The sequence below is a fragment of the Enterococcus sp. S86.2 genome, assembly GCF_059834485.2.
In genome coordinates this window covers 204,326-217,083 of sequence record NZ_CM206813.1, presented here as the reverse complement: position 1 = coordinate 217,083, position 12,758 = coordinate 204,326, and the positions used below count along the sequence as shown (strand labels likewise).

Annotated in this window: 9 protein-coding genes; 3 read left to right on the top strand and 6 right to left on the bottom strand. The window is 39.1% G+C overall.

Annotation, left to right across the window (positions count from 1 at the left end; translation table 11 throughout):
- Positions 1-49: 49 nt before the first annotated feature.
- Positions 50-1,339 (bottom strand): glycoside hydrolase family 125 protein, encoded by a 1,290-nt coding sequence (locus AC6R0T_RS00935; protein WP_303753601.1) that lies wholly within the window; start codon positions 1,337-1,339, stop codon positions 50-52.
- Positions 1,340-1,502: 163 nt separating this feature from the next.
- Here AC6R0T_RS00935 and AC6R0T_RS00930 point away from each other — a divergent pair, with 163 nt between their 5' ends.
- From AC6R0T_RS00930 to AC6R0T_RS00920, 3 genes are all read left to right on the top strand, one after another.
- A complete protein-coding gene (locus AC6R0T_RS00930; protein ID WP_206902638.1) occupies positions 1,503-2,537 on the top strand; it encodes a GntR family transcriptional regulator in 1,035 nt (344 codons plus the stop codon).
- Entirely contained in the window at positions 2,534-4,678 is a 2,145-nt protein-coding gene (locus tag AC6R0T_RS00925) for a GH92 family glycosyl hydrolase (protein ID WP_268990994.1), read from the top strand. Before AC6R0T_RS00930 ends, AC6R0T_RS00925 begins: the two co-directional genes overlap by 4 nt.
- A 620-nt stretch (positions 4,679-5,298) precedes the next feature.
- Complete coding sequence (locus AC6R0T_RS00920; RefSeq protein ID WP_303753602.1) at positions 5,299-6,159, top strand: helix-turn-helix domain-containing protein; 861 nt, start codon at positions 5,299-5,301, stop codon at positions 6,157-6,159.
- A 45-nt stretch (positions 6,160-6,204) separates the two neighbouring features.
- On the opposite strand, the gene AC6R0T_RS00915 is transcribed toward AC6R0T_RS00920, so the two are convergent.
- The 5 genes from AC6R0T_RS00915 to AC6R0T_RS00895 form a co-directional block, all read right to left on the bottom strand.
- Positions 6,205-7,062 carry an ROK family protein gene (locus tag AC6R0T_RS00915; RefSeq protein ID WP_303753603.1) on the bottom strand — a complete coding sequence of 286 codons (858 nt, stop codon included), beginning with the start codon at positions 7,060-7,062 and terminating at the stop codon, positions 6,205-6,207.
- Between the two features lie 357 nt (positions 7,063-7,419).
- The gene (locus AC6R0T_RS00910; protein WP_303753604.1) at positions 7,420-8,814 is read right to left on the bottom strand and encodes a glycoside hydrolase family 1 protein; all 1,395 of its coding nucleotides are present in this window, start codon (positions 8,812-8,814) and stop codon (positions 7,420-7,422) included.
- A gap of 72 nt (positions 8,815-8,886) precedes the next feature.
- Entirely contained in the window at positions 8,887-10,371 is a 1,485-nt protein-coding gene (locus AC6R0T_RS00905) for a response regulator transcription factor (protein ID WP_303753605.1), read from the bottom strand.
- The gene (locus tag AC6R0T_RS00900; protein WP_303753606.1) at positions 10,364-12,091 is read right to left on the bottom strand and encodes a sensor histidine kinase; all 1,728 of its coding nucleotides are present in this window, start codon (positions 12,089-12,091) and stop codon (positions 10,364-10,366) included. The genes AC6R0T_RS00905 and AC6R0T_RS00900 overlap by 8 nt, the downstream gene beginning before the upstream one ends.
- Positions 12,084-12,698, bottom strand: a complete 615-nt coding sequence (locus AC6R0T_RS00895; protein WP_303753607.1) for a YesL family protein — start codon at positions 12,696-12,698, stop codon at positions 12,084-12,086. The genes AC6R0T_RS00900 and AC6R0T_RS00895 overlap by 8 nt, the downstream gene beginning before the upstream one ends.
- Positions 12,699-12,758 lie beyond the last annotated feature (60 nt).

Genomic DNA, 12,758 nt, shown 5'->3' with positions numbered 1-12,758 from the left:
AAATAAATCTTGCGGCAACCGATACATTATAACTTGCCCCAAGCTGTTATTATTTTTTCACTTGAATATCAAAGTAGTCCATAACCAACTCACAAAACATCATGTTAGCCCAAGAAAACCACTCTCTTGTATATTGGTTGGGATCATCCACATCAAACCCTTCGTGCATTAAATGCGTTCCCGCATCTGTTGCCACCAATTGATTTAAAATGCGCTCTTTTTCTTTTTTATCAGCCGTTGTCATCCCTTCCATTGCCATCGCAATCGGCCAAACATAATTTTCTGGTGTGTGGGAAGAGCCGATACCTTTAGCAAATTTACCTTCGTAAAAATAAGGATTTTCTTTGCTTAATAAGGTTTTGCGGGTTGCCAAATATTGGGTGTCATCCATCTTGCCATAGCCTAGATAAGGCGCTGAAATTAAGTTAGGCACATTGCTGTCATCTTGAATTGTCCCATTGCCTTTGCCGTCAACTTCATAGGCAAAAATCGTTTCTCCTGCCTTATTAGTTGTACGCCCGTGTTCTTTAATACCTGCTTCGATTTCGACTTTCAATCGGTGAGCGTTCGCTACAATCTCTTCATCTTTTAAAACGTTACTAAAAATCTCTTCTAAATAACCTAAAATAACGACGGCAAACATGTTGGACGGTACCAAGTAGCCATATTTACATGCATCGTCACTTGGGCGAAAACCAGACCAGGTCATCCCAGTTGGCACAACTTCTGCCCCTTTACCCTCACGGACTAACGTATCTTCTAAGCGATCGGTATCCCGGACAAAAGTATAAGGTGATGCGCTATGGTTTTGCTCGGTAGTAAAGACGGTCAAAATCTTTTTAACCCCTGTAATGAAATCTTCGTTAAATTGATCAGTTCGCCCAGTGTTTTTATAAAGCAAGTAAGCCAATTGGACTGGATAGCATAAGGAATCGATTTCATATTTTCGCTCCCAAATCCACGGGTTCATTTCTGTGTGATCACTTTGATGACCGGCACCATTTGCTTCTTCGTTAAAAGCATTGGCATAAGGATCGATATTAATATAGTAAAATTGTTTTTTGACTAAGCCAGAAATCATCGCCGCTAAATCTTCGTCTTCTTTGGCAACGACAAGATACGGGCGTACTTGGGCGGTTGAATCCCGCAACCACATGGCTGGAATATCACCTGTTAATAGAAAAGTCGTGCCGTCTTCGTGACGTTTTACTGTTGTTAATAAAGTATTGGCAAAAGCTGCGTTAAAGTTTTCTGCCCAGTCGGCATGTTCACTCCCGCATTTTGCTGTAATATCATCCATAAATTGTTGTACTGATTTTGGTATATCTTTATAAGTCATTTCCCTCGTCGCCTCCGCTAAATGATATATCTTTAATTCTTGTTTGATTATATAGCACTTTAACCTAGATGTCTACGCTTTCAAAAAAGTTTTTTTATTTATTTACAGCAGCAAAATATGTGATAAACTACTGTATATGATATACCAATTGAAGGAGAAAAAAATGGAACCTTTATATTTAAAAATATTACGGGACTTACAAGCCGATATTACCAGTGGCTTATTAGCTGCCGGCGATCAATTACCCACTGAAAAAGAACTTTCTGAAAAATACAGCGTTAGCCGCATCACTTCAAAGCGGGCACTAAATGAATTGGAACAAAAAGGCTTGATTGAACGTACTCGCGGCAAGGGTAGTTTTGTAACGGGTAAATTAAAAACTACGGCTGCGACAAATCGCGTATTGATTTTATTGCCTTTTACCGACGATGTCGCCATTGGAAACTTATCTGGCAGTGTTTTACCTGTGATGCAACATGCACAGCATGAATTGATGATTGCCACTTATGACTTTTTAAATACTCACACTCCCCAAGATATTAAAGCCGAGTTTGATGGGTTGATTTATTACACCGAAGATGAAAATCAACATTTGGATCTATTGTTTGAATTATCTTTTGCGGACTTTCCCATCGTACTTTTAGATAAAGAGGTGCCTGATTTAAGTTTGCCTTCTTTTTTATCTGATAACTTAGCCGGGGGCAAAAAAGCCTGTGATTATCTTGTCAAAGCCGGGCACAAACGCATTGCGTATTTATTTGGCGACCGTCATCATCCCCAATCGACGCGCCAACGTTATTTAGGCTATATCCAAAGTTTGATGGAACATCAAATTGATTTTCATACTTCTTTTGAAGAAGATACAACCAGCGAAGACCACTTATTACGCTATGTGAAGCAAAATCAAATTACTGCTTTTGTTTGCGAAAATGATATCACCGCCATTCAAGCCATGCGAACATTGCGCCAGGCTGGTCTAGCCATCCCACAAGATATTTCCGTTGTGGGCTTTGATAATATTCAAGCAGCAGCACTCGTTGATCCACCCCTCACCACCATTTCGCAAAACTTTAAAGCCATCGGTGAAACTGCCGGTGAAGCTTTATTAAGTTGGATAAAAACTGGTCAAAAACCAAACAGTCAAAAAATTCCCGTCACTTTATTTGTGCGGGAATCAACAAAGGAGATTAAATCATGATTGAAACAATCGACACACGCCACGGTACTGCAAATCAACACAGCTTTTCAAATGGAAACTGCCTGCCTTATACCGGCGTACCTTTTGGGATGAACTATTTTGCAGCCCAAACAAATGACGCCCATGGCAGCTGGTGGTTCCACCCTGAAGATCACACCTTCCAAGGTTATCGCATTACGCATCAACCAAGTCCGTGGATGGGAGATTTCTCCCACGTTCTTTTTACGCCAATTAGTGGTGAATTATCTGATATTTCGTTATTCCATGCGCAAAGCTCTTATCGGCCTAAAGAAGCTATTTTCCGCCCTTATGAACTTTCAATTCGGCAATTACGTTACAACATCTCCTCCACTGTAATTCCCAGCATGTATGGCGGTATTCTGGCAGTAAACTATGAAAAAGACCAAAATGGCTTAATGTTAACATTGCCTGGCGCAAAAGAGATCACCCAGATTAGCGACCATGAATTACACGTCAGTGTCGTGAATTTTTCTGGTGCAGAAGACGATGACTTCACGTTTTATCTGTCTTTGCATTTTGAAAACCCAATTCACAATCTGAAACAAGTAGATGGGGAAAAAACTTTTGTATTGTTAGATTTTGGTAACGTGAAAAAGCAAACGCTTCATTTAGGCACCTCGTTTATCAGCTTTTCCCAAGCCGACTTAAATCGCACCCGGGAACAAGCTATGAGCGTAGCTGATTTTCGTAGCGCCAGTCAAAGTGCTTGGGAAGACTATTTTGACCGCGTTCAAGTAGAACATACAAATTCTGAACATACGAAAACTTTTTATCACAATTTGTATCGTATTTTCTTATTCCCACAAACTTTTTATGAACTAAATGAAAATGGCGAAAAAATTCATTACGATACGTATAATAAAGCCGTAAAACCAGGAATTTTATACACCAACAACGGATTTTGGGACACATATAAAACGGTCTATCCATTTTATTCTCTTGTTGCCAAGGAAAAATACGAAGAGATGCTGGAAGGCTTTTTAACGAGTTATGAAGAAACCGGCTTTTTACCAAAATGGTTATCACCAGACGAGCGGGGCTTAATGCCGGGCACCTTAATTGACGCTGTCGTAGCCGACGCTGCTGTCAAAGGTATCCGCAAAGATTTAATGCCGCGTCTTTTAGAAGCTATGAAAAAAGGCGCTACTGTTCAAAGTGACAAATCAAATTATGGTCGCCAAGGAACATTAGATTATCTCAAATACGGCTATGTCCCAAGCAACTATCACGAATCCGTCAACCATACATTAGACTATGCCTATAGCGATTTTTGCATCAGCCAAGTGGCCAAAACTCTAGGCGATGACAAAACAGCGACATATTATAGCCAGCAAGCGTTAAATTACCAAAATATTTTTGATGAAAAAACTGGCTTTATGCGGGCAAAAGATACTAACGGTGATTTCCGCGCAGATTTTTCTTCGATTCGTTGGGGCAAAGACTATGCCGAAGGGAGCACCTGGCAAAGTAGTTTTGCTGTCTACCAAGATTTCCAAGGATTGATTAACCAAATGGGTGGCAGAAAAGCCTTTATGGAAAAATTAATTGAACTTTGCAACCAAGCACCCGATTTTGATGTCAAAGGCTATGGTTTTGAAATTCATGAGATGAGTGAAATGGCCGCCATTGAGTTTGGCCAATTGGCGATTTCCAATCAACCTAGTTTCCATTATCCGTACCTCTTTAGCTATCTTGGCAAACCAGAAATGGCGCAGCCGTTAATTAAGAGCTTGCTGACAGAATGCTTTACTGCAGCTGTTGATGGTTACCCTGGTGACGAGGATAACGGCAGCATGGCGGGTTGGTATATCTTTAACTCCTTAGGCTTTTATCCTGTTAGTCCGGGAACTGGCGAATACGTCATTGGTATGCCACTGGTGAAAAAAGCTACTTTGAAATTATCGAGTGGGAACACCCTGACAATTAACGCTACACCAAATCATCCGCAACAGCTATTTGTCCAAGAGACAACACGAAATCAAAATCTACAAGAAAAATTATTCTTCACCCATGAGGAATTAGCAGCCGGTGGAAATATCGACTTTAAGCTGGGAATTGTTCCAAATCCAAAAGAACATACCCCAGACAAACTGCCTTTTTCCTTAAGTGCTGCTAAATAGTTTAGCTTTTCTATTATTGGTAATAAGAGGTTGGCATTAAAATAAGATCACCTGCTACTTTATTTCCAACTTAAAAAATCGCAAAAAGCCGTCTTTTGAAATTGCACCAAAACTAGTGTATTTCAAAATTGGACGGCTTTTTGCGACCTGTTGTAAGCAGATGCTGACATAAGATTAAAGTTGCTTGTTTTTATAAATATAGACAATACTCCAAAATAAAGGGAGCTATTATTGAACTCTTTTTTCATATAGAAAAAAGACAAATGCGCAAGACGCTATGGACAAAACGGCGAACTATTTTGCAACCTTATGTATGAAATTTTGACTTTTACTTCAATCCGTCAGCACAAATGACACGCTAAAATAAAAGTCCGTTTATTTTTATTTCCGCTAAAAAAATGAATCAGCTTTATTTGCATTCCCCTTTTGCATTGCTGATTTAAAACCCTACTTTTTCATTTTTAATTAGAACACTTCGACTTCCCATGGTGAATTAGGATACATCGCGGTCACTCCTCTTTTAAGCTACAATTCATTTCGCTTTTTCTTACTGCTCTAGTATAATCACTTTTTTCGGGCTATAATATCTTTGTACAAAAATGCGTCACAGGAGAGCAGATATGGACCAAGCACACTTAATCAAAAAATTACGCACCGAAAGAGGCTATACGCAAAAGCAACTTTGCGAAGGAATTAGTTCCCGCACGACGCTTTCTTCCTTTGAAAATCGCGGAACTGAGCTTTCAAGCGGCATTTTGTTTCAATATTTAGACCGGATGAATTTGCGGGTCGAGGAATACCAGCTGCTTTTAGAGGACCAGGAAATTTCTGCTAAAAGGCGATTGGCCGATCAATTTGTCAAAGAATACTATACCGGCACTTTCTCCCCCAGCTTACAAGCAGAGATTTGGCAAGCTTATTTAGAAAGTCACGATTTCTATTTTTATATTTTGTGGTTTGAAACAAAAACGATTTTAGCTTATAAAAATAATCACTTTGACGCTAAAAAATATGAAGCAGAAATTACTAAAATTTGTGACTATTTATTTAAAGTGGAAGTTTGGCAACACTTTGAGCTGACGACGTTTATGAATTTAATGTTCGCTTTTTCAGATGAAATGATTTTAGCTCTTTTTGACAGCTCCAAAGAAACCTTGACTAAAAATGCCACCAATCCTTACTACACTTCCCTGATGACGACTTTTTTTATTAATGGCATTATCCTTGGTTTCCAACGAAAAAATGATCACATTTTAGTACAATTTTTATCCGGCTTACAGACTGTCGCAAAAAAACCAAAATACATGTACGCCAAAATGATGGCCACTTATTTTGAAAAACTACTGCAAGCCCGCAATGCAAAAAAAGCGGCAACAGTCGATTTTACTGAATTTTACGCTGGACTAAACGTATTTGGCATGAGTGAAAAAGCCCAAGAATTACAAGAATTTTATGAAGAAATCATCGGAGAAAACAGCTGAAAAAAAGTCCAATCAAGTCATTAAATGTACTTGATTGGACTTTTTTTAGCCTTGTAAAACTTCAAAATTGGCAGCTGCACCAATTAAATTGGCATCATTTTTAAATTTGCAAGCAACAACTTCTGGCATGATACTTTCAACGCCTTCTGCTTTTAGTAAATCAAAAATACGCCCTTTAATATTTTCAATCACGTCTGATCTAACTGAGATACCGCCGCCAATGATAATAATTTCCGGATCAATAGAAACTTGCATGTCATATAAAGAAAGAGCCAATGCATCATACATTTGGGCTAGATAGTTTTGCGCCATTTCATCCCCATTATCTGCTAATTCAAACAACATGCGACCATCTACCTGACGGCTTGTCGCTTCAGAAAATTCCCGCGCTTTGTTTACCGCCGTACCAATCGGACTTAAAATACTTTTACCAAAAGGTTTCATTAAGCCAAATTCGCCACCAAACAAATGACTGCCCTTATAAATTTTTCGATTAATAAAAATTGAACCACCAATCCCGGTTCCAATCACGACAAATACTGCATTTTGCGCCTTTGTCCCAGCTCCTAATTCAATTTCACTAATACCGGCACAATTGGCATCATTTTCAATTGTCACGGGCACACCAAACGCTGCTTCCAATTGATCAAAAATCGGCCGATTGTGTAAATATTCCACTGCGCTAATACCGTCAATTCGGCGTTTTGCTACATTCACAGCCCCTGGCGAACTAATTGCCACCCCGTCAATTGCCCCAATTGTTGCAATAACTTCTTTCATTTCTGCTACCATTTCAGAAAACGTAGCCGGCGTTTTAAAACTTCCTTGGTTGGATAACGCCTTTTCTTTCCACGTTCCATACTTCACAGCAGAACCACCAATATCAAAAACCGCAAGTACCATAATAATATCCTTACCTCCTATTTAAGATGTTTTAGCAGCTCGTTTAGAAAATGAGCAACAAGGCAAACAAACGTGAATGATGCTTTTTGTCATTTGCGATTGTTTTCTTGTTGTCGATTTTTCTAGCTGCTAAAACTCGTTTTGCTAGATGTTTAAAACAACCGGTTTGCTAGCGAGCAGTAAGGCAAAATAGATGCAATGATGCTCTTTATCATTGAAACTATTTTTCTTACTGCCGAGCTAGCAGGTTGTTTAAAACTCGTTTTCATTAAGATGTTTTAGCAGCTCGTTTAGAAAATGAGCAACAAGGCAAAAGCTCCGCTTTGCTTCGCATACAGTTCAACTAAATAGATACCATTAAGTTGAACTTGCATCTGTGTAACCATTATTTTGACTGACTTCTTTAAACCACAGGCCGCTTTTTTTCAAGCTGCGTTTGTAGTGATCTTCTAAATCAACGCGGTAAAAACCGTAGCGGTTGCGATAGCCGTTTAGCCATGACCAGCAGTCGATAAATGTCCAGGTATGGTAGCCAAAGCAGTTGCTACCTGCTTCAATTCCTTTGTGCAAATAATTTAAATGTTCCACCATAAATTCAATGCGGTAGTCATCTTGGATCATGCCCTTTTCATCCATGAAACGTTCTTCGTCGGCGACACCCATTCCATTTTCAGAGACAAACCACGGCAAATTGTTGTATTCGTTTTTCATCATCATAGCCACGTCATACAAAGCTTCTGGGTAAATTTCCCAACCGCGATACGGATTAATTCGTTTTTCTGGCCAGTCGTAAGGTTCGTATAAATCTTCTGGCATTTTAGCTGGTACGGCAGGATTTTGCGGTGCTTTCACGCGATGAGGATGGTAATAATTCAGCCCGATAAAATCAACCGTATTTTGCAGCAGTTCTTTGTCATGTTCTTTGGTTTTTGGTGTTAATTGATTTTCAGCCAATAAATCAATCAGCTCTTGCGGAACTTTACCATGAACTGCTGGATCTAAGAAACTTTTCGTGTTTAATAAATCAGAAGCCACACCTGCTTTTTGATCTGCATAATCTGTGCTGCGGGTATAAGTTGGCGTAATGTTTAAAATAATCCCAATTTTTCCGGTTGGCAAAACTGCTCGAAATTCTTTTACTGCGGCCGCGTGAGCCAAAAGCGTATGATACCCGACTTGAACAGCTTTTTTGAAATCAACGATTGCCGGATAGTGGTAGCCGTATAAATACCCCATCTCCACATGGACAATTGGTTCGTTGAAGGTTGTCCAATCTGTCACCAAATCACCAAATAATTCAAAGGCAGTTTTAGCATAAAAGGCAAAAGCAGCCACAGATTCGCGCGCTTCCCAGCCGCCTTTTTCCATTAACCACATTGGCATATCAAAGTGGAACAAATTGATAATGGGTGTCACCCCATTTTCTTTGATTTTTTTGAAATAGTCCCGGTAAAATGTAACTGCTTCTTCGTTCACAGTTTTCCCATCAGGCAATAAGCGGGCCCAAGCAATCGATGTCCGGTAAGAATTCAACCCGATTTCTTGCATCCGTTTACAATCTTCAGCATACATTTCATATAGATTAGAAGTATTTTTTGGGCCTTGGGCATCATTAAATTTTTCTGGTGAAGTTTCATACCAATAATCCCACGTTGTTTTTGATTTTCCATTTTCTAAACTATGGCCTTCTGTCTGAGGTGCACTAGTCGCCGCCCCCCATAAGAAACCTTTTGGAAATTGTTTTGTTGTCATATTCTTTTCCCCCTTATTTTGCTTGGTGCAAGCAGCAAATGAAACAATTTCTTTCATCTGCTGCGACTTTACTTAACTTTGTAAATCAGAATAATCACCGTGATAGGCTTCCCGAAATTCTTTTGGTGTAATCCCATTTAACTTTTTAAACATTTTTGAAAAATAGTTGGTATTGTTATAGCCAATCTCATCTGCGATCTCATTAATATTTAGATTACTATGCAGCAGTAATTGTTGCGCGCGTTTAATGCGAATTTGATTTAAGTATTTGGAAAAACTATTGTGCATTTCTTTTTTAAATACTTGACCGAGATACACTGCGTTTAAATGCAGTTCGTCGGCAACTAACTTTAAAGTTAAATCTTGCCGATAATTATTTTGTACGATCTCAATTACTCTTTGTGTCATTTCGGAAAATTGTTTTTCCAGCGGTTGGCGATCTGCCATTTGTAAAACGTCTTCTAACAACGCTTTAAGCTGGTAGACGGTATGGCTATGACGGATTTTTTCAATTGTGGCTTCATAAATATCTTTGGTTGCGGTTGGATATTGCCGGGAAATATCGGTAAAGAGTAAAAAAGCAATGTAACGCGCGTTTTCTGGCTGCAATTGGCGTGCCACTGCATCGTCAAAAATAGCATCCAATTCCTGTTGAATGGTTTTTTGATCGCCAATCATTAATGATTTATTGAAAGCTAAAAAGGAAAATTCCCCTTTCCCTAATTCATCTGCCAAATCCACCGGCGATGTGGGCAACAAATCCGGATAAAAATTATTTAACTCTTCCATCTGCAAGACTTTTTCATAGCTTTCGTATAAATTTTCCCATTCTTTGATGGTTTCGCCAACAAATATTTTCAATAAGCCGGGATACTGTCTTTTTAAATAGGCCAAAAAAGGCAATACTTTCTCAGATGACCCGGTGAAAATCAACGTAATCTGCTGATGTTGTTGCGGTCCGCCAGCAATCAACAAGGGCTGTCCACTTTTTTTGGCTTCTTTTGCAATTTCTAACAAAATAGCGGAATCACTTAAAATTTTGATCACGGTAAACGGTCCATCTGGATTTGTCTGAAAGTGGGCCATTAATTCAAAAAAGTCCGATTCATTTAACTCATCGTTTAACCAGCGGCTCAAGCTATTTTCCAACACCAGCTGCTCTTGTTCTTGGCGATGTGCGGCTTCATCTAATTCTTCTTTGATTTTTTTGACTATGGCTAATAGTTCCTCTTGGTCCACCGGCTTTACCAAATAATCTTTGACCCCCAGCCGAATACCTTCTTTAACATATTCAAATTCTTGATAACCTGATAAAAAAATTGCTGCAAACTTATCCCCACGTTTATAAGCAGTATCAATCATCGCAATACCGGTCATTTCCGGCATGGTAATGTCGCTTATGACCAAATCTACCGACTCGTTTTTCAAATAAGCCAGTGCCTCTAAGCCGGTCCGGGCAGTTTTTGCGACTTTAAAACCCAAATCACCCCAAGGCAAAATTTGTTTTAAGCCTTCTAAAATCATATATTCATCATCAACTAACATTACTTTATACAAAATTATGCCCTCCTTTGATTTTAATCGTCAGAGTGGTGCCTTTACCCAATTGGGAAGCTACTGTCATACTAAAGCCTACGCCAAACGTATTTTGCAGGCGCGCATAGACATTATGCAGGCCAATTGAGTTTTGCGCTTCATTTTCTGTTTGTTTCAACTTGTCTCTAACTTCTGATAAGCGCTCTGGGGTCATCCCTTTGCCATTATCAATAATAGAAATCACGATAACATCCGCGTCAAAATTGGCCTTCACGCTGATGGCATTGTCATTTCTCGTATAATCAATTCCGTGGACAAAATAATTTTCAATTAGCGGTTGAATTGTGAATTTAGGAATAATCAAATTTTCCAACTCCGGCGCAATAACAAAATTATAGGCCACGCGATCTGGGTAACGCATTTGGTACAAATAAACATATTTCTCACAAAAAGAAAGTTCTTTTTTTAGCGTCGTTGTTTTTTCTTGGGTCGTGTTATTGCGCAAAAGTGCAGAAAAAGCATAGACGACATCCGCCAATTCCTTTTGCTGCTTACTTAAAGCGTACATGCGAATATATTCCAGCGTATTGTACAAAAAGTGAGGATTAATTTGTGACTGTAAGGCCTGCATATGGGCATCTCTTTGCTTGATTTCCAACTCGTAATTATCGCGGATATATTGATCCAGACTTGCGATCATAAAGTTGATGGCTTCAGATAAGTCGTACAATTCATCTTGGACTTTATTGACGTCAATGCGCTCTTGCAAGTTTCCTTCTGCTACGCTATGGGTGATGCCCACAATGGTTTCAATTTGTTGAAAATAACGCTTAAAGGTTCGATTCAAGGTGATTAACAAAATTGCCGCCAACCCACTGCCTACCAAAATAGCAATTGCAAAGGTTCGGAGATTTTTTTGCCACAAGACCTGTTTGCTGGCTAATAAAACGTACGAAAGATCCCGACTCGTTTTCTTTTGTAGGACATAGTATTTATCTGTGATCTTTTTAGGCAAAGGTTGTTTATTTTCAATAGCATATACCAACTTTTGATACGCTTTATTGCTAAGCTGGTTGTGGGTCGTAAACATCGGATTATTCGCATTATCAAAGATATAGGCATCCATGCCATCTTCCACCATCGAATTTTCCAACATTCCCAGCACTGCCGCCCGAGAAAAGACCGCTGAAATCTCGCCAACCATTTGAGAACCATATTGATCTACAATCGGACGCGTAATCACAAAGCCGCTTTTTGCAGGCATCTTGCCCTGTAGCTTGCGACCATTATGATTGTAACTATCCGCCATTAAATAGTCTTTTGAACCATCTAAGGTGACATAAAGTTGATCCAAGTCGTTAAAGGCATTAAAAAAACCATTGATGGTCTCTGAAATACGCGTATCCCGCTGATACGCTTGCCAGGAATCTTGCGTGTATTCAAAATAATCTGCCGCAGATAAATTCAAATACTGCCGCACATTATCAATGGCCGCATTGGAACCAGCTAATTCCATATAGATAAAACTCAGCGTATCATTGTTGTCTTCCACTGAATTCATAATTCGATTTTCCAATCCCGCTAAATCACTCGTCATTTTGCGGTAATTGCTATCGGCCGTATAAACGCACAAAGCAGCCACCGTTAGCAGGATAACTCCCACCAACAGAAGGCTGTAAATTTGCATCAAGCGATTCATTAAATAGTTTCTTTTGTAAAAGCGTGCTAAAAATTTAGCCATGTCTCGCCAGCTTTCCTGCCACCATAAAGCGATTATCCTTGGTAGCAAAACCGCTCCAGACGGCAATTAACGAAAACGTAGCAAAAAGGAATAACCCTTTGAAAAACCAGGTCAAAACAAAGATCGAAACTAAGCCAAAGAGTACTTTCAAAAAAGCGCCAAAGTTTAAAAAGACACTGATAAAGGCTAATTTAAACAAATTGAAATGGGAAATCTCATACTTGGTTTCATATTGGGTCACATAAAGGTATAACACGGCAATTAACAACAACACAAAGGCTAAGATAAAATCAATAACCAGCCATAACAAGCCTTGAATTTGCGCTGACAAATACAAATTGTACCCTAAGAAAAAGCTGATGCCTGCAAAAATCAAAAAATGAAGATTACTGCGTTTAAAATTGGCTTTCCAATGGGTCATAAAGCGTTTGAAGGTGACTTGTTGATAATCAATACCGTGTTCCATCAATAAATCCGTCATGGTTTGAAAAGCTGGGCCTGCACCAAAAATCACGCCACCCATCAAGGTAAACAACACAAAATATAAGTTTAATTTAATAATCATCCAGACTACATAAAATAGTCGCTGAATCCCACTACTTACCATTTAAAAAACTCCTTTATAAAATACTGTAAAAAATCTTTCGACTTAAAAGTTCAGTTGCTT